Annotated in this window: 26 protein-coding genes; 8 read left to right on the plus strand and 18 right to left on the minus strand. The window is 32.2% G+C overall.

Features of this window, described 5'->3' with window-relative positions:
- Positions 1 to 3: 3 nt before the first annotated feature.
- The 13 genes from uvrB to ACJTHF_RS02180 all read right to left on the minus strand — a co-directional run bounded on the left by uvrB (position 4) and on the right by ACJTHF_RS02180 (position 13,291).
- The gene (uvrB, locus tag ACJTHF_RS02120) at positions 4 to 1,986 is read right to left on the minus strand and encodes an excinuclease ABC subunit UvrB (RefSeq protein ID WP_048539915.1); all 1,983 of its coding nucleotides are present in this window, start codon (positions 1,984 to 1,986) and stop codon (positions 4 to 6) included.
- A 132-nt stretch (positions 1,987 to 2,118) separates the two neighbouring features.
- Complete coding sequence (locus ACJTHF_RS02125; protein WP_025904530.1) at positions 2,119 to 2,349, minus strand: DUF2198 family protein; 231 nt, start codon at positions 2,347 to 2,349, stop codon at positions 2,119 to 2,121.
- A gap of 8 nt (positions 2,350 to 2,357) precedes the next feature.
- Entirely contained in the window at positions 2,358 to 3,008 is a 651-nt protein-coding gene (locus ACJTHF_RS02130) for an HD domain-containing protein (protein ID WP_025904529.1), read from the minus strand.
- A complete protein-coding gene (locus ACJTHF_RS02135) occupies positions 3,008 to 3,583 on the minus strand; it encodes a TlpA family protein disulfide reductase (protein ID WP_232156581.1) in 576 nt (191 codons plus the stop codon). Before ACJTHF_RS02135 ends, ACJTHF_RS02130 begins: the two co-directional genes overlap by 1 nt.
- Before the next feature lie 123 nt (positions 3,584 to 3,706).
- Entirely contained in the window at positions 3,707 to 4,591 is an 885-nt protein-coding gene (locus ACJTHF_RS02140) for a LysM peptidoglycan-binding domain-containing protein (protein WP_058591612.1), read from the minus strand.
- Between the two features lie 319 nt (positions 4,592 to 4,910).
- Positions 4,911 to 5,231 (minus strand): cytochrome c551, encoded by a 321-nt coding sequence (cccB, locus tag ACJTHF_RS02145; RefSeq protein WP_049319735.1) that lies wholly within the window; start codon positions 5,229 to 5,231, stop codon positions 4,911 to 4,913.
- Positions 5,232 to 5,374: 143 nt separating this feature from the next.
- Positions 5,375 to 6,485 (minus strand): peptide chain release factor 2 gene (gene prfB, locus ACJTHF_RS02150; protein ID WP_232156589.1). Its coding sequence is split into 2 segments (ribosomal slippage): positions 5,375 to 6,412 and positions 6,414 to 6,485, totalling 1,110 coding nucleotides; the frame shifts between segments, so codons are not numbered across the junction.
- Between the two features lie 12 nt (positions 6,486 to 6,497).
- The gene (secA, locus tag ACJTHF_RS02155; protein ID WP_058591614.1) at positions 6,498 to 9,029 is read right to left on the minus strand and encodes a preprotein translocase subunit SecA; all 2,532 of its coding nucleotides are present in this window, start codon (positions 9,027 to 9,029) and stop codon (positions 6,498 to 6,500) included.
- A gap of 166 nt (positions 9,030 to 9,195) precedes the next feature.
- The gene (gene hpf / locus ACJTHF_RS02160) at positions 9,196 to 9,768 is read right to left on the minus strand and encodes a ribosome hibernation-promoting factor, HPF/YfiA family (protein ID WP_058591615.1); all 573 of its coding nucleotides are present in this window, start codon (positions 9,766 to 9,768) and stop codon (positions 9,196 to 9,198) included.
- 48 nt (positions 9,769 to 9,816) lie between these two features.
- Positions 9,817 to 10,350, minus strand: a complete 534-nt coding sequence (locus tag ACJTHF_RS02165) for a ComF family protein (protein WP_158258767.1) — start codon at positions 10,348 to 10,350, stop codon at positions 9,817 to 9,819.
- Between the two features lie 146 nt (positions 10,351 to 10,496).
- The gene (locus ACJTHF_RS02170) at positions 10,497 to 11,783 is read right to left on the minus strand and encodes a DEAD/DEAH box helicase family protein (RefSeq protein WP_078355516.1); all 1,287 of its coding nucleotides are present in this window, start codon (positions 11,781 to 11,783) and stop codon (positions 10,497 to 10,499) included.
- A 55-nt stretch (positions 11,784 to 11,838) separates the two neighbouring features.
- Positions 11,839 to 12,705: a fatty acid kinase binding subunit FakB1 gene (gene fakB1, locus ACJTHF_RS02175; RefSeq protein ID WP_048539922.1), complete on the minus strand. Its 867-nt coding sequence runs from the start codon at positions 12,703 to 12,705 to the stop codon at positions 11,839 to 11,841.
- 73 nt (positions 12,706 to 12,778) lie between these two features.
- On the minus strand, positions 12,779 to 13,291 hold the full coding sequence (locus ACJTHF_RS02180; protein ID WP_048539923.1) for a hypothetical protein: 513 nt from the start codon (positions 13,289 to 13,291) through the stop codon (positions 12,779 to 12,781).
- An 80-nt stretch (positions 13,292 to 13,371) separates the two neighbouring features.
- Between ACJTHF_RS02180 and ACJTHF_RS02185 the strand changes: the two genes are divergently transcribed.
- Positions 13,372 to 14,022 carry a YigZ family protein gene (locus tag ACJTHF_RS02185; protein WP_058591616.1) on the plus strand — a complete coding sequence of 217 codons (651 nt, stop codon included), beginning with the start codon at positions 13,372 to 13,374 and terminating at the stop codon, positions 14,020 to 14,022.
- A 6-nt stretch (positions 14,023 to 14,028) separates the two neighbouring features.
- Here the strand turns inward: ACJTHF_RS02185 and ACJTHF_RS02190 are convergent, their stop codons facing one another.
- Entirely contained in the window at positions 14,029 to 15,084 is a 1,056-nt protein-coding gene (locus tag ACJTHF_RS02190; protein WP_025905431.1) for a glycosyltransferase family 4 protein, read from the minus strand.
- 261 nt (positions 15,085 to 15,345) lie between these two features.
- Between ACJTHF_RS02190 and gdpS the strand changes: the two genes are divergently transcribed.
- From gdpS to pepT, 4 genes are all read left to right on the plus strand, one after another.
- Positions 15,346 to 16,416 (plus strand): GGDEF domain-containing protein GdpS, encoded by a 1,071-nt coding sequence (gene gdpS, locus ACJTHF_RS02195; protein WP_106417547.1) that lies wholly within the window; start codon positions 15,346 to 15,348, stop codon positions 16,414 to 16,416.
- Between the two features lie 98 nt (positions 16,417 to 16,514).
- Positions 16,515 to 17,282, plus strand: a complete 768-nt coding sequence (locus ACJTHF_RS02200; RefSeq protein ID WP_037588735.1) for a threonine/serine exporter family protein — start codon at positions 16,515 to 16,517, stop codon at positions 17,280 to 17,282.
- A gap of 13 nt (positions 17,283 to 17,295) precedes the next feature.
- Complete coding sequence (locus tag ACJTHF_RS02205) at positions 17,296 to 17,760, plus strand: threonine/serine exporter family protein (protein ID WP_048539926.1); 465 nt, start codon at positions 17,296 to 17,298, stop codon at positions 17,758 to 17,760.
- 36 nt (positions 17,761 to 17,796) lie between these two features.
- Positions 17,797 to 19,023: a peptidase T gene (gene pepT, locus ACJTHF_RS02210; RefSeq protein WP_075577739.1), complete on the plus strand. Its 1,227-nt coding sequence runs from the start codon at positions 17,797 to 17,799 to the stop codon at positions 19,021 to 19,023.
- Positions 19,024 to 19,072: 49 nt separating this feature from the next.
- Here the strand turns inward: pepT and ACJTHF_RS02215 are convergent, their stop codons facing one another.
- Both ACJTHF_RS02215 and ytxJ read right to left on the minus strand, forming a co-directional pair.
- Positions 19,073 to 20,194: a glycerate kinase gene (locus ACJTHF_RS02215; RefSeq protein WP_232156591.1), complete on the minus strand. Its 1,122-nt coding sequence runs from the start codon at positions 20,192 to 20,194 to the stop codon at positions 19,073 to 19,075.
- A 101-nt stretch (positions 20,195 to 20,295) separates the two neighbouring features.
- Positions 20,296 to 20,616, minus strand: a complete 321-nt coding sequence (gene ytxJ / locus ACJTHF_RS02220; RefSeq protein ID WP_025905425.1) for a bacillithiol system redox-active protein YtxJ — start codon at positions 20,614 to 20,616, stop codon at positions 20,296 to 20,298.
- Between the two features lie 167 nt (positions 20,617 to 20,783).
- Here ytxJ and ACJTHF_RS02225 point away from each other — a divergent pair, with 167 nt between their 5' ends.
- Positions 20,784 to 21,026, plus strand: a complete 243-nt coding sequence (locus ACJTHF_RS02225) for a hypothetical protein (protein ID WP_227531834.1) — start codon at positions 20,784 to 20,786, stop codon at positions 21,024 to 21,026.
- 43 nt (positions 21,027 to 21,069) lie between these two features.
- On the opposite strand, the gene ACJTHF_RS02230 is transcribed toward ACJTHF_RS02225, so the two are convergent.
- Positions 21,070 to 21,957: an EMYY motif lipoprotein gene (locus ACJTHF_RS02230; protein ID WP_078355513.1), complete on the minus strand. Its 888-nt coding sequence runs from the start codon at positions 21,955 to 21,957 to the stop codon at positions 21,070 to 21,072.
- A 96-nt stretch (positions 21,958 to 22,053) separates the two neighbouring features.
- On the opposite strand from ACJTHF_RS02230, the gene ACJTHF_RS02235 reads away from it, so the two are divergent.
- Together ACJTHF_RS02235 and murB are read left to right on the plus strand one after the other, a co-directional pair.
- Positions 22,054 to 22,575, plus strand: coding sequence for a GrpB family protein (locus ACJTHF_RS02235; RefSeq protein WP_407812516.1), 522 nt, complete (start codon positions 22,054 to 22,056; stop codon positions 22,573 to 22,575).
- Between the two features lie 69 nt (positions 22,576 to 22,644).
- Complete coding sequence (gene murB / locus ACJTHF_RS02240; RefSeq protein WP_058591621.1) at positions 22,645 to 23,562, plus strand: UDP-N-acetylmuramate dehydrogenase; 918 nt, start codon at positions 22,645 to 22,647, stop codon at positions 23,560 to 23,562.
- A 44-nt stretch (positions 23,563 to 23,606) separates the two neighbouring features.
- Here murB and ACJTHF_RS02245 read toward each other — a convergent pair whose 3' ends face one another.
- Complete coding sequence (locus ACJTHF_RS02245; RefSeq protein WP_048539933.1) at positions 23,607 to 24,644, minus strand: ferrated catecholamine ABC transporter substrate-binding lipoprotein SstD; 1,038 nt, start codon at positions 24,642 to 24,644, stop codon at positions 23,607 to 23,609.
- Positions 24,645 to 24,655 lie beyond the last annotated feature (11 nt).

Consider the following 24,655-nt stretch of genomic DNA (forward strand, 5'->3'; position numbering starts at 1 on the left):
CAGTCACCTTTCTGCTTTTAGTTCAAATAATATATCTCTTAGTTCAGATGCACGCTCGAAATCTAAATCTTTCGCAGCATCTTTCATTTCTTTTTCTATGCGCTCAATTGTCTTTTCTCTTTCTTTTTTCGTAAGTTTCTTAGGCGCTTTTTTAGTATCTTTTTCGGTTACTTCATCCGTTTCTACTGTTGCTGATATGACATCACGTATTTTCTTATTAATTGTTTGTGGTGTTATATTGTGTTCTTCATTGTACGCTTCTTGAGTAGCACGTCTTCTACTTGTTTCATCTAATGCTGTTCTCATAGAATCTGTAATTTTATCAGCATACATAATAACTTTACCTTTATCATTACGTGCAGCTCGACCAATCGTTTGAATCAACGAACGCTCTGATCTCAAGAAACCTTCTTTATCTGCATCTAAAATCGTCACAAGCGAAACTTCTGGGATATCTAAACCTTCTCTTAGTAAGTTAATCCCAACTAATACATCATAAACACCCATTCTTAAGTCTCTAATGATTTCTATTCTTTCTAATGTTTTTATTTCTGAGTGTAAATAATTCACTTTAATGCCGGCTTCTTTTAAATAAGTCGTTAAATCTTCACTCATTTTTTTAGTTAATGTTGTAATTAATACACGTTCATTTCTTTCTATTCTTTCATTAATTTCAGCCATTAAATCATCTATTTGATTTTCACTTGGTCTGACTTCAACAATCGGATCTAACAAACCAGTTGGACGAATAATTTGTTCGACCATTTCATCAGTATGTTCAATTTCATATGGTCCCGGTGTTGCTGAAACATAAACCAACTGTTTCGTTTTTTCTTCAAATTCTTCAAATTTAAGCGGTCTATTATCTAAAGCACTTGGTAGTCTAAAACCATGTTCTACTAAAACATTTTTTCTCGCTTGGTCACCATTATACATGCCTCTAATTTGAGGAAGTGTTACATGAGATTCATCAATCATCACTAACCAATCATCACCAAAGTAATCTAATAAAGTATATGGTGTAGAACCTTTTGGTCGTAACGTTAAATGTACAGAATAGTTCTCAATGCCTGAACAAAAACCCATTTCTCTCATCATTTCTAAATCATAATTCGTTCTTTGTTCAAGTCGTTGAGCTTCTAAAAGTTTATTTTCTTTTCGAAGTTCTGCCAATCGTTCTTCAAGTTCTTTCTCAATACGCTCAATCGCAACTTTCATTTTTTCTTCACGTGTTACGAAGTGAGATGCGGGATAAAATAGAAAATGTTCTCTTTCAGCAATAACTTCGCCTGTTAAGTAATTCACTTCTCGAATTCTATCGATTTCATCTCCAAAGAACTCCACTCTGACACATAGTTCATCACGTGATGCTGGAAATATTTCTACAACATCTCCTCTAACTCTAAATGTCCCACGTCTAAAATCTATATCATTACGTGAATATTGGTTATCAACAAGCTTTCTTAACAGTTCATTACGTTCCATTTCCATACCAACACGTGTACTTACAACTAAATCTTTATATTCTTCTGGATTACCTAAACCATAAATACAGCTGACACTCGCAATAACGATAACATCATCTCGTTCAAACAATGCACTAGTAGCTGAATGTCGAAGTTTATCAATTTCATCATTTATAGAGGCATCCTTTTCAATAAAAGTATCCGTTTGAGGTACATATGCTTCAGGTTGATAATAATCATAATAACTTACGAAATATTCCACTCTATTCTCAGGAAAGAATTCTTTAAACTCACTATATAGCTGTCCAGCCAACGTTTTATTATGTGCAATGATCAATGTTGGTTTACCGACTTCTTTAATGACATTACTCATCGTAAACGTTTTACCTGTACCTGTCGCACCTAGTAAAGTTTGATGTCTCTTGCCATCATTAATGCCTTTTACAAGAGATTTAATCGCTTCTGGCTGATCACCTTGCGGAGAGTAGTCAGAATGTATTTTAAAAGGAAAATGTTGCATAGGAACCTCCTCATTTTCTGTAATATATATATTTATTTTATCAAAAATTTGTAAAAATGACCAAACATTTGTTCGTTAATTTTAAAATTACATACAAATAAGAGGAAAAATCTAAATGATTATTCCTCTTATCTATCTTGATTCAATTTTATCTATTTTAAGTGTATCTACTATATAAAAGCCAGCTACTAAACTCAATACATCTAACAACATAATGAGCTCATTATTAAAAAAGCCTTTATAAACCGAAACACCAATTATAATACTGGATACAAGTAAACCAATCCATTTATTTTGAGCAATTTGCGTGAAAATAATAACCATTAAACAAGGAAGAAACAAAGCTAGAATCGGCCAAATCATTCAATTCACTAACTCCTTTTTGTTTCACGTTTCTCAAGTATCGTCATTGTTATCTCTCTTAACTCTGAACGTGGTATAAATTTTTCTTGTAACATATCAGGTATAATATGTTGAATAAAATCTTGTACAGATGCTAAATGATCAAATTGCATGATGGTTTCCAATGAACTTTCATAAATTTCGAAGAATAAAGGTTCTGGATTTCTCTTCTGAATTTCACCAAAAGATTCATACAATAAATCAATTTTATCAGCAACACTTAATATTTGCCCTTCTATACTATCATCTTTACCCTCTTGTAGTCTATGTCTATATATATCTTGATATTGCTCAGGAAATTCTTCTGTTATAAATTTATCGATCATCTCTTCTTCAACTTGAGAGAATAATTTTTTAATTTCATAAGACGCATATTTTACAGGTGTCTTAATGTCACCTGTAAATATTTCAGGATAATCATGGTTCAAAGCTTTTTCATAAACAAGTTTCCAGTCTATTTCTTGACCATTTTGTTCTTCTACTGTTGCTAAATATTGCGCTATTTTCGTTACTTTAAAGGAATGAGCTGCGACATTATGGTCTTGATATTTAAATTTACCTGGACATCTTACTAATTTCTCTAAATCAGACAAACTTTTAAAATATTGATGTACCCCCATTAAATTTCCTCCTTAACTTGTGTAACTAAGTTGTTTAGTGTCTTTTCAGATAATTCACCTAAATACACTTTTTTGATTTCGCCATTTTTATCTACAAATAAAGTTGTAGGTATATTATACGATTTGAACTTTTCAAGAAAATCATCTTGCGCAACGTAAACATCATAATTCACATTTACATCGTCCATTAATTGTTTAGCTGGTTTTCGTTTATCTTTAACATTTAAACCAACTAATTCGACACCTTTATCCTCGTGCTTTGCATATTTTACAAGTTCAGGCATTTCTCGTTTGCAAGGGTCACACCAAGAGGCAAATAAATTAATAACTGTAATATCATTTTTAGTTGTTACCTCTTTTAATTGTTTTGATTTTTCAGATGAAAAAACATTCACAGTTTCATTATTTACATTCATGCCTGTAGCTGGATGACTGTTTTGAAACGACTGCTTCCCTTGTTGCTCTTTAAACTGTTCGTTCGTTTGAAACTTATTGATATCCATTACTTTATAAACGCTGACGCTAATAATCAATAACAAAAGTATAACTAATATGATTTTTAACCTTTTTTTCATGTTTTCAAACCTCTACACTAACATTTACGTTTATTATATCAACTATAATGATAAAAAAAAGCAAATAGTTAAAATTCTTAAACTGAATTAACTACTTGCTTATTTATTAAATTTCTATAAATACTAATGAATATAATTATATGAACCAGCTGCTGATGCTGAAATTGTACGTGAAGATACAACGCCTACACCTTGGTAGTTCATTTCAGAAACTTGAATTGAACCATCTGCATTCACTTTATCTACATAAGCTACATGTCCATATCCACCAGCAGTTGATTGTAAAATTGAACCAGCTGATGGGCTGTTGTTTACTGTGTAACCAGCTTGAGCTGCTGCATTAGCCCAGTTGTTAGCATTACCCCAAGTATTACCTAAATCTGGACGTTTACTAAATGCATAGTACGTACATTGCCCAGAAGTGTATAAATTACTTCCGCCACCAGAATTTGGTCGGCTGTATGAAACAGGTTCTGTATATTGTGTTGATTGACTGTGATTAAATGTCGGTGCAACATAAGCAACTGAGTCTTCACTATTGTAAACATTACCATATGATGTTTGTTCAAATACGTATCTTAATAATGAATCTTCTTGAGCAGGAGATTCAGGTGCACTAACTGTCAAACTAGTAGGTTCAGCAGTTGGTTCTGAAGTTTCTGCTGCAACTTTTAATTCATCACCTACTAAAATTAGATCTGAAGATAAATTATTCCATTCTTTTAAGTCTGATACATTAACATCAAATTTTTCAGCTATTTTGTTAAGTGTATCACCATCTTGAATTGTATAGATGTTATCTTCTAATACCTTTAATGTTTGTCCAACCTTAACATTTACGTCGATGTTATTTAAAGATTTAATTTCAGATACTGATGTTCCATATTCTTCTGCAATATTCTCTAATGATTGTCCTTCTTTTACTTTAATATCAGCTGCATAGGCAGATGAATTTGCTAAAGTTGTTAAAGCAGTTACAGATGCTAATGTAATGAAAGTCTTCTTCATGATGAAATATCCTCCCGAAGTGTATGTATTTACATTTATATTTTTAATTTATATGATGTCCCTCAATTAATACTGGAAATAATATAGCACAATATCTTTCTCAATATTGTATTGTTACAAATCTGTAATATAAACGTTAACATTCTATAATTTTATAGATAAAAATGTTACTAAAGACTGTCAAGTAGACATTTAAAAAGACAATGTTAATTATTTATACACAATTAACATCGTCATTTCGATTTATCAATATTCAATTAAAATACTTATGTTTTAAAAAATAAAATTTCCAATTTGTATGCAAAATGAATATAAATGATTATTTTTGTTTAGCTAACCATTTAGCAACTTCTTTTGCATCTTTTTCATCTACAACTTTGCTTGGCATATTGCCTTTACCTTCGTTGATAATTTTTTCAATATCAGACTCAGACATTTTGGCACCGACTTTTTTAAGTGATGGTCCAGATGCACCATCTAAATCTTTACCATGACATCCTACGCAAGAATTGTTTTTAAAGATTTTTTCCCCTTGTGAACTGTATTCTTCTTTGCTGCTATCATCGCTTGATTGTCCACATCCTGCAAATACTAACGATGATAATGCTATTACAGAAATCATGCCCATTTTGATTTTCATGTATAACACTCCATTCATTTTATTATCAACTATATTTTACCATGTAAACCATCGTCTGACATCATTTTGTTCAATAATTCACAATTTAAATTATCATAAAAGAAGCTAGGATATTAAAAATCATCCTAGCCTCTTACTTTAAATTATTTTTCATTAATTTGACTTCTTAAATATGCATCGATAAATGGATCTAAGTCGCCATCCATAACTGCATTCGTATTACCTGTTTCTTCATTAGTTCTATGATCTTTAACCATAGCATATGGATGAAATACGTATGAACGTATTTGACTACCCCATCCAATTTCTTTTTGTTCGCCTCTAATTTCATCTAAAGCTGCTGCTTGTTCTTCAAGTTCTTTTTGGTAGAGTTTAGCTTTTAACATTTTCATAGCTTGTTCTCTATTTTTAATTTGTGATCTTTCGTTTTGACATGTTACGACGATACCAGTTGGTTGGTGTGTAATTCGAACAGCTGAATCAGTTGTGTTGACGTGCTGTCCACCTGCACCAGATGCTCTATAAGTATCGACTGTAATGTCTTCAGAATTAACTTCTATTTCTATTTTTTCATTATTAAATTCAGGTGTTACATCACAAGATACAAATGATGTATGACGTCTTCCTGATGAATCGAATGGCGAAATACGCACTAATCTATGGACACCTTTTTCAGCTTTTAAATATCCATATGCATTATGACCTTTGATAAGAATTGTGACACTTTTAATGCCCGCTTCATCTCCAGCTTGATAATCTAACGTTTCTACTTTGAAGCCTTTTTGTTCTGCGAAACGTTGATACATCCTAAGTAGCATTGAACCCCAATCTTGAGATTCTGTACCACCTGCACCTGGATGCAATTCTAATATAGCGTTGTTTTCATCATGTTCACCATTAAGTAGCAGTTTCAATTCAAATTGATCGATGTCTGTTTGTAACGCTTTTAAATCCTGCTCAAGCATTTCGTACATATCTTCATCATATTCTTCTTGTAACAATTCAACAGTTGTAAGCAAATCTTCAATCTGTTGATCTAAAGTATGAAAATCACCGACTACAGACTTTAATGCATTGTTTTTGTTAATGATGTCTTGTGCTTTATTTTGATCGTCCCAGAATGACGGATCAACCATCATTTCTTCGTATTCTTGAATGTTCGTCTCTTTATTTTCTAAGTCAAAGAGACCCCCTGATATTCATTAATTTTTCATTATTTTTATTTAATGTTTGTCTAATTTCCGTTAATTCCATAAAATTACTCCTTTATGCTTGACCATGACAGTTTTTATATTTCTTACCACTACCACATGGACATGGATCATTTCGGCCAACTTGTTCATCTTTTACGATTGGTTTTGGTTTAACTTTTTCTTTACCATCGTTTGCACTCACATGTTTAGCTTCACCTATTTCAACTTGTTCACGTTCAACTTGTTCGCCACGATCAATTGTTGATTTAAGAATGTATTTACTTACTTCATCTTCTATTTCATTCAACATTGTTTCAAATAAATCCAAACCTTCATTTTGGTACTCTCTAAGTGGATTGATTTGACCATAAGATCTTAAGTGGATACCTGTACGTAATTGATCCATTGTATCAATATGATCAGTCCATTTACGGTCTATTGTTCTTAACACAATCATACGTTCAAATTCAGACATTTGATCACCAAAGTCTTCTTGTTGAGCATTGTATTGTGTTTTAATTTTTTCTAATACAATTTCTACGATATCTTCATAATCTCTACCACGAATATCATCAACTTTAATTGCACCTTGTGGTAAATATGAATCTTCAATATATTGAACAAGCGCTTCAAAATCAATTTCTTCTTCATTTGTTGCGAAGTGATAGTTCACGCCACGCTCTAATGATGATTTAATCATGTCTTTAACAATGTCTTGTACATCATCTTTTTCGATAATATCATTACGTTCACCGTAAATGATTTCACGTTGTTTTCTAAGTACATCATCGTATTCTAATAAACGTTTACGTGCATCGAAGTTATTACCTTCAACACGTTTTTGAGCAGATTCTACTGCTCTAGAAACCATTTTAGATTCAATTGGTGTATCATCATTCATACCTAATTTACCCATTAAAGATTGCATACGTTCTGATCCGAAACGAACCATCAACTCATCTTGTAATGATAAGTAAAATCTACTTCGACCAACGTCACCTTGACGACCTGAACGTCCTCTTAATTGGTCATCGATACGTCTTGATTCGTGACGTTCTGTACCAATAACAGCTAAACCACCAAGTTCAACAACGCCATCACCAAGCTTGATATCCGTACCACGACCGGCCATGTTTGTTGCAATGGTTACTGCACCTTTTTGACCTGCATTTAAAATAATTTCTGCTTCACGTTCGTGGTTTTTCGCATTCAATACGTTATGTCTAACGCCTTTTTTCTTTAATAGTTGTGAAATATATTCACTTGTTTCAACCGCAACTGTACCTAATAATACTGGTTGACCTTTCTTGTAGAGCTCGATTACATCTTTAACAACTGCATCAAACTTACCTTTTTGAGATGCAAAAATTAAGTCCGCTTCATCTTTACGTTGTATCGGTCTATTTGTTGGAATTTGCGTAACAGTCATATTGTAAATATTTCTGAACTCTTCTTCTTCCGTCTTAGCCGTACCAGTCATACCTGATAATTTGTTATACATTCTAAAGAAGTTTTGGAACGTAATAGATGCCATTGTTTTAGATTCATTTTGAATCTCGAGTCCTTCTTTTGCTTCAATTGCTTGATGCAAGCCGTCAGAGAATCTTCTACCTGGCATTGTACGACCTGTAAATTGGTCGACAATCATAATTTCTCCATCTTCAACAACGTAATCTTTATCTTTAAACATTGTTCTATTTGCTTTTAATGCAATATTAATATGATGCATTAAGTTAACATGTTTCACGTCAAACAGGTTATCAATTTTGAACATACGTTCAGCTTTATCAATACCTTGTTCTGTTAAAGTGATGGCTTTAGTTTTTTCATCATAACTAAAGTCATCTTCACCTTTAAGCATTTTTACAAATACGTTGGCTTGTGTATATAAAGTAGTTGATTTTTCTGCTTCACCAGAAATGATAAGTGGTGTTCTCGCTTCGTCAATTAAAATTGAGTCAACCTCATCAATGATGGCAAAATTAAGAGGTCTCATAACACGGTCTTTTTTATACGTAACCATGTTGTCTCTTAAATAATCAAATCCAAGTTCATTGTTTGTACTATACGTGATGTCCGCTGCATATGCTTCACGTTTTTGATCCGTATCCATTGAATTCAAATTAAGTCCAACTGATAAACCTAAGAAATTATATAATTGCGCCATTTCTTCACTTTGTGAACTTGATAGATATTCATTGACTGTAACAACATGAACGCCTCTACCTGTTAACGCATTTAAATAAACTGGCATTGTTGCTGTTAATGTTTTACCTTCACCAGTTTTCATTTCTGAAATATCACCACGATGAATGGCAATACCACCCATTATTTGTACTTTAAATGGTGTCATATTAAATACCCTAGTAGATGCTTCTCTTACGATTGCATATGCTTCAGGTAAAATTTTGTCTAAATATTTTTCTTGCTTTTTATAATCTTCTATTTCTGACAATTCTTTTTTGAATTGTTCTGTTTTCTCTCTTAATTGATCATCTGTTAATTTAGCAATTTCATCTTCTAAATTGATGACTTGGTCTGCTAATTTTCCGAGTGATTTAACAACTCGTTTGTTACCATCAGCTATTTTTGATAAAAAACCCATTTTGTTCTCTCCTTCAACTAGAAAACTAGTAATCTTACAACAATATATCATAACACGTTTATATCTCTTTTTACACTATTTAAGATTACCACCTCTGTACATGAAAAGCTATCAATAGCCAAAGAAACTGGTGCAGAAATTCTGCACCAGTTCGTGTGAATCATTTTTATTGTATTGAAGTTTCAATTAATCCATATTTACCATCTTTACGTTTATAAACGATGCTTGTTTCATCTGTTTCTGCATCAGTAAAGATGTAAAAATCATGTCCTAGTAAGTTCATTTGTAATACTGCTTCTTCAGAATCCATTGGTTTCAATGCAAATTGCTTAGAACGAATGATTTCAATTTCATTATCGCTATCATTCTCTTCAACTTCTTCAGGAGCAGCTGAATCTGCACTTACTACAAAGACATCTTTATCTCGCCCTTTATCGCGATACTTTCTATTAACCTTAGTTTTGTACTTACGTACTTGTCTTTCGAGTTTGTTAGTTATTAAGTCGATTCCAGCATATAAATCTTCATGTCTTTCTTCAGCTCTCAAAGTAACATCTTTCAACGGAATAGTTACTTCAATTTTACTTCTAGAATCCTGATAAGTTTTGATTTTAACGTGGGCTATCGCCTCTGGGACATTAGTAAAATATCTTTCTAGTTTACTTACTTTGTCCTCAATATAATTTCTTATCGGATCAGTCACTGTGATGTTTTCCCCATGAATTTCAAATCTGATCATAAAACACCGACTCCTTTAACGCTCAATTTCTCTTGTGTTTCTTCCTACTTATATTTTATCATTATTTACCGCTCTTGCAAATGTTAAGGCATCTATTTTTCTGATTTTTCTAATAAATAAAAGTTCCGCTAATCGATGCATTGTTAACCCTGTTGTATAAATATCATCTACGAGTAATATTCTCTTATTTTCAAAGTCTATATCTTTATTTATTTTAAATGGATTATGCTGAGATGACCTTTCAATTTTAGTTAATTCAGATTGCTTTTTCCTTTCTTCAGTTTCAAAAACTTGTATATATTTAATTTTATGATTATCCAACACTGTTGTTACATGATCGAATGTACGCTGCTCTAACTTATTAGGATGAATGGGTGCCGGAATAACGTAATCATATCGCTTAAATAATTTAAGTGGTAATTGAAATACTTGATTGAGCGCAACATCTCCATTTAACTTATATTGTTGTATAAGCGCTTTGACAAGACCATCATAGTCATAAAGCGTATAAAGTTGATTAATCAATGGATACTTATTCGAAAGCCACTGGCAATCTAAACAAGCATCCTCTTCTTCAGACATTATTTTTAAGCATTTTTTGCATCGTCTTGTTTGATGATTAAATGTTAATTGATTTGCACATTGCTCACATATTATAGATTGCTTTGAAAATAGATTTAACAAATCGATTACTTCATTTATATTATTTTGACAAATTAAACATTTATTCAAATTAACCATCCTTTCTCGCGTGCTAAATCATTCATTTCTATAATTTCACGTTTCGCTTGTATCATATTTCGTGTGATACCTTCGTGATAACACAATACCTTGCCAGTCGGACAAGATAATTTTCGACCAACACGTCCTGCAATTTGAATGATGGCACTACTTGTAAACTTCTCTGTATGCACGATGACGACATCTAATTTTTCTAACGTAACGCCTCTTTCTAATATTGTCGTCGTTAACATAATGTCTATTTCATCATTTCTTAAACGCGTCACCTTTTCATGCCTCATCACATCATGACTAGATACATATTCAATTTTTGAAAAGTAACATTGAAACACTTTAAATATTTGTTCCATATAATGAATATTATGAAAGAAGACAAATGTTTTTCTATTTTGTTCTATTTGGGATTTAAGAAACGTAAGTAACTTCTGATTGAGTTTATTTTCTTTAATGATATTAAATTGAAATTCTGGAACTGGTAATGGGTGTTTATGATATCTTGCGGGGAGTTTGATAATCTGATTATGATTAAATTTAGAAAGGAGTTGCTTGTTAGGCGTCGCTGTTAAATAAATATGACTAGATTGCACTGAAGAAGCTTTTCGAATGGTATGCATCAGTTGATTATCCATTTCTAACGGAAATGCATCTACTTCATCAACAATGACCACATTAAAGTGTCCATCATAGCGCATAAGTTGATGAACTGTCGATACGACAAATGAACTATTAAACTGCGCGAACTGACCTTCATACATTAAATCAATTTGCTCCTCTTTAAATGCGTTTATCAGTCTTAAGTAAACTTCTTTCACGACATCTACTCTTGGTGAAACAACTGCAACATTCATACCCGATTTTCGAGCTTTTGATATACCTTCAAATATCATTTCTGTCTTCCCTGCTCCTGTCACAGCATGGAGTAATAAATGTTCTTGCTTTAAAATAGCGTCTTTAATTTTAGAGGATGCAAGTTGTTGCTGTTCACTCAATTCAAAATCCAACTGATAATGATATTCTGATGCTTCATGCAAGCTCTCAATGAAATAAATGTCTTTACAACTTTGAACTTTACCAAGTGCAATACAATATCTACAATAGGTTGTTTCTTGCTCGCAATGGTGGCAAAAATACTGATAAAACAATGATTGATCTTTGTTACCACACTGATTACAAATATATTTACCTTGAATAAAAGACACGCCAGGTTTACTGTCTTTAACTTTTTCAGTCGTTACTTCATTTAAATCTCGGCATATTCGTCCGTATAATTTCATTCTAACCTCCATAAAAAAAGCACAAAAAGCCGAAGCTTTTTGTGCTGTAGTTATATTATATACTTAAATCTAATTCGGTCGTTGTGAATCCTAAACCTAATGAACCTTCTCCTAAATGCGTTCCGATTACTGGTCCAAAATAACTCATAATAATTTGTGCATCAGGGAATTGTTCTTCAACTTGCGCTTTCCAGGAAAGTGCAGTTTCTTTATCGTTTCCTTCAATAATAACAATAGATAAGTTTTTAGAACCTTCAACTTCTTGAGCTAATTGTTCTTCAATACGTTTCATTGCTCTTTTCTTTGTTCTCACTTTATCGTAAGGGACAATTTTCGTATCAACGAAGTGTAGTAATGGTTTCACTTGTAACATCGTGCCGACTAATGCTTGTGCACTATTTAAGCGACCGCCTTTTTTCAAGTTATTTAAATCATCTACTATAAAATATGCATTTGTATTTTGTTTCATATTCTCTAATTGTTCTAGGATGTTATCAATAACTGTCATACCTTGTTCAATAAGTTGAGCTGCTTTTAAAGCATAGAAACCTTGTACTGAACAAGAGATTTCAGAATCAAATGCATGAACGTTTATACCTTCTACCATATCGTTTAACGTCACAGCTGTTTGATATGTACCACTTATACCACTTGATAAGTGAACTGCAATCACATCTGTATATCCTTCGTCTTTCAAACTCTCAAGTAATTCCACATATTGACCCATAGCTGGTTGAGATGTCGTCGGTAATTGTTTTTCATTTCTCATTCTTTTATAGAAATCTTCTGTACTTATCTCTGACAATTCTTTATAAACTTCATCATCAAATATAACATTTAAGGCAATCGTTCTAATGTTATATTTATCTATATATGCTTGATCTAAATATGCTGTTGAATCTGTTATAACAGCAATCTTCATAAAGTTATCCTCCTTGATTCTCTTCCATACTCATCATATCTAATTCTTGGTTATTTGAAAAGAAGTTTATGAACTAAATTGCTGCCTGTGCCATTTTAGAAAATTTATATGTGCCGTCCTTTTTAACAAGCGTCACAACTTCGTTAAAAGTCTTTTTCTCATCTTTACTACCATTCTTAGGGTGAGCTGTCGTTTCTACATTATAGAATACAACAACTTGATCTTTTTTCTGTTCTAAAAACTTAATATTGGATATTTTTTTATCGAATTTATAACTTTTAAGTGTATCTTTTAACACTTTTTCTTCTTCTTTAACGTCTAGTTGTTTTGAATCTGTGTCGATTGTTTTAATGTAAGCTTCTACATCACCATCATTTAAAGACTTTCTATTTTTTTCAATAGCTTCTTTGACTGCTTTTTCAGTATCTTTATTTACTTGAATCGTATCTTTTGGATTTCCTTTTTCATCTAATAGTACACCTTGACTATCATCCACTTTGTCCGTCGTTTGCTTTTCTTCTTTTGATCCACAAGCAGCTAACACGATAGACAACACTAAGCACAACATCAATAATTTATTCTTCAATTCATACAATCCTTTCCCGACTAATTTCAATAGTATATAATAATCGTAACAGATTACGATGTAAAGGGAGAAGTATTAACATGGCAGAAGGACTAATTACAATCAAATCAGCACATGAAACTGAAATTGTCATTAATAAATCGAGATTTATCGCGAGCATTCATCCTGCAGAAACTGAAGAAGAAGCGAAAGCATTCATACAACAAAAGAAAAAAGAACATCATGATGCAACACATAATTGCTCTAGCTATGTTATCGGTCCTACAATGCTTATCCAAAAAGCAAATGATGATGGTGAACCATCAGGAACAGCAGGCGTGCCTATGTTAGAAGTATTAAAAAAACAACAACTCCATAATGTTGTTGTTGTCGTTACAAGATACTTTGGTGGTATTAAATTAGGTGCAGGTGGATTAATACGCGCATACGGAAGTGCAGTCAGCCAAGTTATTAAAGAAGTAGGCAGAATTGTTTTATTAGACGCAATACCATTCGAAGTAACATTAGACTATGATCAAACAGGACGCTTCGAGCACGAATTACAACAAACTGATTATCAACTTGTAGATACTGCTTATACAGACAAAGTTACCTATACTATACATGTGATAGCATCAGAAGAAGAACCATTTATAGATTTCTTAAACGAAGTCAACCAAGGTAAGTACGAATTAAACAAACAAGATATCATCGCGCTACCATTTCCATATAATAAAGAAGAAGAACGCTAATCGACATTAGCGTTCTTTTTTATACTTTGTTCTTGTTAATAAATTTAATATTGGTCTGTAATTTGCATTCACGAGTCCTGTAAATTCTACGATTAATTCTATTGTTATTAATATCATAATAAACATCATTAATACGCCGTATGGTGGTGATAAATAAAGGATGACACTTGATATGCTGAATAATATGGCAATCATATATATTAATATAACAGTTTGCCTATGTGTATAACCTAAATCTAACAATCTATGGTGTAAATGCGATTTATCTGCTTGAACGATAGATTGACGATTATGTAGTCTACGTATTACTGCGAACAACATATCGATAAATGGTACTGCAAGTATAACCATTGGGAAGAATAGCGATATTAACGTAATGTTCTTAAAGCCTAATAGCGATAACACACCGATAATATAACCTAATAGTAATGCCCCACTGTCACCTAAGAATATTTTAGCAGGATGTGAGTTAAATACTAAGAAACCTAATAATGATCCTATTAACACACTACAAATCATCATGATAAAGATATTCTGCTGTAATATTGCGATAAATCCTATTGTTACTAAAGCGATACATGATATGCCTGAAGCTAATCCATCTAGACCATCTATTAAGTTGATTGCATTCATTACTGCAACAACCCAGAAGATTGTCATTGGAATACTAAAGATTCCAAACTCTATTACAACACCAAATGGTAACGTAATAAAATCTAATGTGACGTGGTTAAAAACGACGATTAAAGATACAGCAATTTGACCTGCTAATTTAACAAGTGGTTTCATATCATATAAATCATCCACTAAACCTATAATATAGATGACAATCGCACCTAGTATAATAGGAATTGTTTCATGTTCTACTGGTTTCCCCCACCATAAACCAATGAGAAAAGATATTAAAATGACTGAGCCACCTAATACTGATACGGGTTTAGTATGAACTTTTCTAACGTTTGGCATATCAACTGCACCAATTTTAATAGAAAGAACGATAACTAAAGGTGTTAGTATTAAACTTACAATCATGGTTAGTAATATTAGTTGTAAAGTAAACATTGAGTCACCTTCATTTTGTAATTGCACCGAATTTGATTAAAACATTACTTCTAGAATATCAAAATTTCATTCTACATGCCATAAAAATAATAGTATACCACATTTTTGAAATCAAAGATTTTTGCGTTTAAACTAGCTCTATAAGCAAACATGTGAAAAAAGAAACTTTTTTATCAAAATAACCTGTTATACCGTGACAAAAGCAATCTAATAGATTACAATATCATATGGCTTACTAAATGAAGGATGGTGTTAAATTAAATGATTCAAGCAATTATATTCAATATATCTGTAACTATTGCAGCATTTTATCTATACCATCGAATACAATATAGCGAAACGAGAACTGTGACTTTTTCACAAAATTATATCACCATCTTAATGACAGGTGTTTCAATATTATTAATATCTAATCCTATACAGTATCATGACTATGCATTCTCTTTAAGTTTTATACCTATTCTCTTCTTAGGAAGATTTACTAATTTATTTTATTCTGTTTTAAGTGCCGTAGTTATTGTACTATTTGACATTTTTGTAATGGGTACACCATTTTTTGATGATATCCATTTACTGATTATTGCAATTGTTGTTGGGATGATAGGTCCTTTTCTTAAACAAAGTGATTTCGTGAGTATTCAATTATTGTATTTAATCAGCATTATGATTATTGCGATAACGCTTATCTTTTTAAATCCTGATTCATGGCTCAACGAATGGTTGTTTCTTGTGCCAGTTTCCTTTATCCTAAGTATTATTAGTGCAAGTGTCTATAGAGACATTTGGATCTTGAAAAATTTAATTTCAAGATATGAAAATGAAGAATCCGTTGATTACTTAACAGGTTTAGGAAATGTTAAAGAATTCGATCGTTATTTAAATAAGACGACTGAACAAATAACTGAACAAGACCAATCTATGGCATTATTATTGATTGATATTGATGGATTTAAAGACGTGAACGATGCGTATTCTCATAAGGCTGGAGACGCGGTCTTAAAACAAATGTCGCAATTGTTAATCAACTATTTACCTAAAGATGTTAAAGCTTTTCGTAACGGCGGAGAAGAATTTTCTATTATTCTTGTTGGCGAAACATTAGATAGTGCTATTAAATTAGCTGAAAGTATTAGAGATAGCGTTCAACAATCTACTTTCCATTTACCTAACAAAGAAACAATTAAGCTATCTGTTTCAATTGGTGTAGGCTATTTAAGTGAACAAGATAACAAATCTAAACGCCGCGTATTTAAAGATGCGGATGATATGTTACATGAAGCCAAATTACAAGGTCAAAACAAAGTAATGTTCAATCCAATTATTAAGTTATAAACTGAACATAGAATTGCCTCTAGCAATTCTATGTTTTTTGTTGAATCGTTTTTAATTTGATTATTTACATAAAATTCAATACGAAACTGGAGGTTACTATGGAAGAGATACAAGACTTCACGATTATAGATGAAAATAAAATCATTGATGTTGTCATGACTGCCGGTCGCATACTTTTAGAAAGTGGCGCTGAAACATATCGAGTTGAAGATACAATGGCAAGAATCGCTACAAGTTATGGCTTAGAAAATACACATAGCTTTGTAACATCTACTGCGATTATATTCTCGCTTAATGACAGAACAAATACACGTCTGATTAGAATAGATGAACGTACAACAGATTTAGAGAAGATTTCTTTAACGAATCAAATATCACGTAAGATAGCTAACAATGAACTAACGATAGATGAAGCTAAATCAGAGCTGATTCATTTACATCATGCTTCATTACAATTTCCATTTTGGTTAAAAGTATTAGCTGCAGCGATAGCATCAGCCTGTTTTTTACCTATGTTTGGTGGTAAACAAGCTGAAGTCATCCCTTCATTCATTGCGGGTGGTGTAGGATATTTAACGATGTCCCTTGTCCATAACACGATTAGAATTAAATTCTTCACAGAGTTTATAAGTTCATTAATTATTGCTACAATCGCAACGATTAGTGTAAATTTCTTTATAGGCGTTAATTTAAGCTTAATTACAATCGCTTCTGTTATGCCTCTTGTACCAGGTGTCTTGATTACAAATGCAATCAGAGACTTAATGGCAGGACAGTTGCTTGCAGGTATATCTAAAGGTGTAGAAGCGGCACTTACGGCATTTGCTATTGGTGCTGGTGTTGCTATCGTATTATTACTTAGTTAAGGAGGTGCTTTAAATGTTAGATTATATATATCAAATTTTGTTAAGTTTTACCGCAACGTTGTTTTTCTCTGTCATTTTTAATGCACCTAAGAGACTATTAATAGCATGTGGTATTGTTGGTGCGATGGGCTGGATGATTTATACCATTTCGTTAGACTTTGGCATCGATAAAGTACAAGCATCATTCTATGGTAGCTTTGCCTTAGCGTTAATGAGTCATATTATGAGTCGCTATTACAAACGTCCAATGATTATCTTTATAGTTGCCGGTATTATCCCTCTCGTTCCTGGAGGCTTAGCATATGATGCAACTAAAAACTTAGTTATCAACAATTATGATGTTGCAATTAATACAACACTACAAGCGACACTCATTTCTGGTGCAATCGCGTTTGGTATTTTATGTTCTGAAATCATTTTCCAAATCTATGTCAGAACAAAGCATTCTTTTGCTTCTAAGAAACAAAAAAGCGTATAATAAATAACGTAAATAGATGTAAAGGGAGCGAGCAATTTGAAACAACGTCTAATTGATCGATTAACAAGATATGTAAAAGTAGATACACAAGCTGATGCAGCAAGTGAAAGTACGCCATCTACTGAAAAGCAATGGGATTTAATCCATATGCTTGAAGAAGAAATTAAAGCATTAAATCTTGAAGTTGACGTAGATGATAAAGGGTATTTAATGGCCACTTTACCGTCAAATACAGATAAGGATGTACCTACTATAGGGTTATTGGCACATATTGATACGTCTCCAGATTACCATGCATCAAATGTTAATCCTGTTATTGTAGAACAATATAACGGAGAAAATATTACATTAGGTAATACAGACAAAGTATTAAGCACGAAGACTTTCCCACAACTTGAAAAAGTAATTGGTCATACATTAATGACAACAGACGGTACAACTTTACTAGGTGCTGATGATAAAGCCGGTGTCGTTGAGATTATGGAAGCGATTATTTACTTATTAGAACATCCTGAAATTAAACACGGCAAGATTAGATTCAGCTTTACACCAGATGAAGAAATTGGTAGAGGACCACATCATTTCGATGTTGAACGATTTAACGCTGATTTTGCTTATACTTTAGATGGTAGCTTAGAAGGCGAATTACAATACGAAAGCTTTAATGCGGCTTCTGCAGTCGTTGAAGTTAACGGCGTAAACGTACATCCAGGTTCAGCGAAGGATGTTATGGTTAATGCTAATACTTTAGCAATGGCATTTAATGATCAATTGCCTAGTGATGAAGTACCTGAACATACTGAAGGTTATGAGGGCTTCTATCATTTATCTGACATGACAGGTACTGTTGAGAAAGCAACGCTACAATATATTATTCGTGATCATGATAAAGCACAGTTCGAACGTAGAAAAAATCATTTATTAGATATCGCAAAAGTATTAAATCATAAATATGATCAAGAACTGATAACTGTAACAATCAAAGATCAGTATTACAATATGGGTGAAAAAATCAAGCCACAACCTGAACTTGTGAACATACCTGAAAAAGTTATTGAATCATTAGGTATGACACCTATTATTGAACCTATTAGAGGTGGTACAGACGGTTCACAACTCTCATTCATGGGATTACCAACACCTAATTTATTTACAGGTGGCGCAAACTTCCACGGACCGTATGAGTATGCTTCCATAGATGTTATGGAAAAAGCTGTACATACGATAGTAGGTATCGTATCAGAATTTGAACAACAGTCTTAAAACAACATATAAGAGCCTGAGACAAATACAGTGTCTCAGGCTCTTATTTTTATATATTAGCTTTTAATAATCTTAGCGATTGTGTTGTTAAATGTCTTAAAGCTATACCTAATTCTAAATCACTCATTGAATATTGATCTTTATTAAATACTTTATACATAGCTGTTACATCTTGTTCCAAGTATTGATCAAACTTTTCATCTGTTGCGCATATCGCAATATTGACTTTTTGATATTTGTTACAAAGTTCAGCAATTCTTACAGACGTCGTCTCTAGCAATTGTTGATTAGGTTTCAAACCTTCACCGAATACGATTAAGTCAGCTTGTTCAATCAACTTATCTAAATAAGTAAGCTCATTTACAACATCTCCACCTGTAACAAGTTGTGCGTCCCATAGACAATTAAACAAGGCAGCTAAGCCACTTCCTGAGCCACCACGTTCTTCTTTACCTAATAAGATTCTATGTTGGCTCTTAAATAGTTCACTAATATACCATAAAGCATTATCAATTGATACAGCATCTTCAATAGCAATTTGATTGCTTGCTTGCTCTTTCATGATACGACTATTCTTACCATAATACTTTGATTCAAAGTCTGTTATCACTTTGATATTTTTATCTTTTAACCTTTTATCTAAATCATATAAATCAATTGTTCTTATATATTTAATCTGTTTTGCACCTTGGCTAACATCTATAAAACTACCTTCAGCATCAAAGAATTTAGCTCCTAATGCTTGTAACATACCAAGTCCACCATCGTAACTTGCGACATCACCGACTGAAATTAATATCTCATTACTGTCTTCATTCAGCGCTTCTAAAATCACTTCTCCTAGTCCAAATGAAGACGTTTCAAGTGGTTTAATAATATCCTCACTTGAAGTTAAAACATTACCCGCTTCAATGACAATGATATCTTTCTCTGTTACAACATATGAAGACGACTTTGGTCTCATATATGCGTCATGATGATCCATTGAATATTTAGTGCCAGATTGCCATAATAATACTGAATCTATAACTTCCCTTTGACCATTAAATAATGGGACTTGTACTATGTCTGCTTCATTAAATTGAGACTTTATTGCTTCTTCGACAAATCGATTTGCATGGTAACTAGATAAAATACTATCAAACTCATCCATCGCAACTAATACTCTCATAATTTTCACCTCATGCTTTTTATCTTAATTCATTATACTGTTTTTTACTTTAATTAACAAAAAAACAAACAGTCCAATCAGACTGTTTGCATATGTTTCACTTACTCTTCTGCTTTCGATAAACTTGCGACTGTGATATTTTCATGATCTGCATCCCATTCAGCATTACCATTAACAAAGTAAAATGCTTGTGGTGATTCATGTTTGATTCCAGTTTTATCGGCTATATAATCAGACAATTCTCTTTCTTCTTGAACAATTAAGTAATAACCATCCATATCTCTTTCATATAAGAATTTGTTAAATTGATCATATGCACTTGCTGAAATAGGACAAGTACTGCTATGTTTCATAACAAATACGTTTGGATTATCATTGAGTACTTTTTCAAATTGATCGATGGAAGTTAATTTCACGACCATTTTAATTCACCTCTATCATAATTTAACCAATACAATTGAACACTATATCATTTATCCATTTATATGGCAAATTCTATTTTTAATAATTATCTTTATTATCTTTACCCGCAATCTATAATATTAACCACAAGACAATTTTGGTATACTTGTTAATATATATTAAGGAGGTGCGAAATTTGTCCAAAAATACTTCACCCGTACTTATTAAAAGATGGGGTATGATTGATACGATCAATGCATGTTTACTTATTATTTCTGTCTTATTTTTATTTGATTTTAAAAACCAACCTGCATTATCGTATATTCTTGTAATAGCATTTTCTATATGGTTTATTTCACTTATAGGTAAAAATATATATTTATCAAAGCGCAACAAAGACAACCCTAAAGATACAATTGATAAGCAATAAAATAAAACACACCGATTACATAAAACAATGTATTTGGTGTGTTTTACTTATCTAATCTATCTATCGCTTTGTTGTACTTTTCATCTTTACCTAAGTAACTAAATTGAGAACTTACGCCATTTTGTACTTGGACTTTTTGAAGTTTATCTTCTATAAGAATACCTTTTTTACGTTCTTTATAGTAATTAATTAAAGTATAATACACTTCTATTTGAGCTTGTCTCATCTGATTAACACGTTTAGATGAAATATTCGTTTGATTCAGTGATTTAATATTTTTAGAAAATAATGGGATAATATCTTTCTCAATATAGTCCGCTCTATCTTGCACGTTTTGAGTATCATTTAAATATTTAGCTTTCGTACTTAATTCTTCACTATTCTTATCAATAACAGAAACAAGTGCATCATAATCTTCTTTATCATCAGGATTATTTTTAGCTAATTTAGCATTTTTCTCTGCATCAGATTTGTTCTGTTCAAATACATCTGTATAGTCTAATATTTTCTCATTAGATTGGATGGATTGTTTAAATAATGAAATGTACTCATTTAATTCTTCTAATGTTTTTTCTTTCTTTTCTATATTACTCATGTAAATATCATGAGCATCTTGAACCTCATTTGTGCTTACATTTATATTATGAGCTTGCTTACTAAGATCTTTAACTTCAGGTATAATTTGCTTGTCGATTTTATCTTGAAGTTCATTCAATTCTTTACGTTTTTCAACTGTTACTTCCGTACCAATAAGTTGATCTAACTGATTTAATCTTAATTTATCTATATCTTTAAGAATTGAATTCTCTTTTTTATAAATAGGTTTCATTTCCCTTTTATACTTTTGAAGATCTGAATGTAATTCGTTACCACAAGCTGCAATAATTAAAACAAGAACAAATATCATTAAATAAAATAATTTAATTTTCATCATTGCACCCCTGTTTCACTTGTATTATACATAATTTCATGGATAATGAAAATGTTATATAGTATATTCATGCATGGATTTTAGAAAGGAGCTATTATGCTTAAACTTCCACAACCCTTTATTCAATTACAATCATCAGATGATTTTAAACTAAATTTTGAAAGTATTCAACAATTATTAATACATTTGCTTGATACGCCAGTGATAGATGTATTCCATATCGGTGGTACGAAACAAACACAATATGTTACAGAACCTATCGTAGATGTACTTGTTACGGTAAAATCACTTCACGATATTACAAGCCTCGATGAAAAAAGACTCAATTATCACCGCATATATCGATTACATAATGGTTACAATAAAAAAGTCATGATGGCTCAATTCCAAGACATTATAAGCTTAAAGCAAATAGCACGTTTACATATTGTTGAACAAAACAATCAAATGTTATATGATTATTTAACTGTAGAGTCACTTTTAACAAATGATACAGATGTCATACAAACATTTGAATCCTTTAAGAAAGCTGCTTTACTTGAAGCAAATAGTATAAAAGATTACGAAGCTCAAAAACAAAAATGGTTTCAACAACTTGTTCAAAAACATAAAAAATAACCCATTCGCTTAAGATGATAAATCTTGATATAATAATGTGAGAGCATAATACAGAAAGGACGTCGTGCGTTGGAGAATCATACAATTTTGGAGGAGCTTTCTAACTTTCTCCCAAAATCCCTTATAAAAGTAAATGAGCCACTTAAAAAATACACTTTCACAAAAACTGGTGGCAATGCAGATTTCTACTTATCACCTACTTCATATACAGAAGTACAAAAGATAATAGAATTTGCTTATAACAATCAAATTCCACTTACATTTTTGGGGAATGGTTCTAATATTATCATCCGTGATGGTGGTATAAGAGGAATTGTTATAAGCTTATTACAATTCAATCAAATAACGGTGAAAAATCAATCCATTACATGTGGAAGCGGTGCAGCAATTATTGATGTTTCAAGACGTGCTAGAGATCACCATTTAACTGGTTTAGAATTTGCCTGTGGTATACCTGGATCTGTCGGTGGCGCAGTATATATGAACGCTGGTGCATATGGCGGTGAAATCAAAGATTGTATCGACCATATTAAAGCAGTAGATGATACTGGTCAGTTACATATCATTAAAGGTGAAGACTTAGAATTGGACTATCGTACAAGTATCGTTCAACGTAAACACCTAGTCGTACTAGAAGCAACTTTTAAATTACAAGATGGAGATATTACATCTATTCAAGCAACAATGGATGATCTTACACAACGTCGTGAAGATAAACAACCTTTAGAATACCCTTCATGCGGAAGCGTGTTCCAAAGACCACCAAATCACTTCGCAGGTAAACTTATTCAAGACGCTGAATTACAAGGGCATAGAATAGGTGGTGTAGAAGTTTCTACTAAACATGCTGGATTTATCGTTAATGTTGATAACGGAACAGCTACAGACTATGAGAACATCATTAAACACGTTCAAAAAGTCGTTAAAGAGAAATTTGATGTGGAACTCAAAAGAGAAGTTAGAATCATTGGAGAACCTTTAGAATAAGAGAAAAAGCATGGGACACCACGTCCCATGCTTTTCTTATGTTATTATTCTAAACCTTTAATAACTTCGTCTACTTGTTTTTCAGTTGTTCTTACGCCACCTGAAGCTAAGTACCATAATTGTGCATCTACATTAACAACTTTGTCGTTCTTAACTGCATCTACATCTTTAATTACGTCATTTGATAATGCTTTCTTAGCAGTTGATTTACCACCGATTGCTTGACCTCTGTCCATAGCATAGATGATTCCAGGGTTTTTCTCAGTGATATATTCATAACTTACTGGTTGTCCGTGACCGCTTGCTTTAATATCTTTATCTACTGGTGTAACACCTAATACATCAAAGATTAAGCTACCAAATCTAGCACCTGGACCGTATGTAGATAATTCACCTTCGTTAACTAATAAGTACATTGCTTTGTCGTCTGATTTTTTAGCTTTATCTTTAGCAGATTTCACTTTTTTATCTAAATCAGCATTTAATTCTTTTGCTTTGCTTTCTTTGTCGAAGATTTTACCTAAGTTAGTTGTGTTTTCTTCTACTGATTCTAAGTAATTGTTATCATCTGCACCAACATATAAACGTGCTGCATCTGGTGCTGCTTTTTTCAATTCATCTTGTACTTCAGTTCCAGCTGTACGACCAGAGAATAAGATTAAGTCTGGTTGAACTTCTGCTACTTTATCATAGTTTACTTCTTTAACTGAACCAGTGTTTACAATGTCGTCGCCTTTAAATGCATCTAAGAATTTTGGTAATGATGCGCCACCTTCACCTTTTGGTACACCTTTAACTGCATCTTTAGCACCTAAAGCTTCAATTGTATCTAAAGCACCGTAGTCTAATACAACAACTTTTTTAGGGTTAACAGGTACTTTAACTTTATCTTCTACAGTTTTTGAATCACTGCCATCTTTCTTTTCACCACGAATTTGATATTTCGATTGGATTTCTACTGTTTTAGACTCACTCTTAGTATCACCTTTTGATGATTTTTCTTTACTACTTGAATTACTTCCACATGCTACAAGTACAACTGATAATACTGCAATTAAAATAAAACTGAAAACTTTTTTCATTATCGATGTCT

The organism is Mammaliicoccus sp. RAM2, from assembly GCF_045897195.1.
Lineage (GTDB): Bacteria > Bacillota > Bacilli > Staphylococcales > Staphylococcaceae > Mammaliicoccus > Mammaliicoccus sciuri.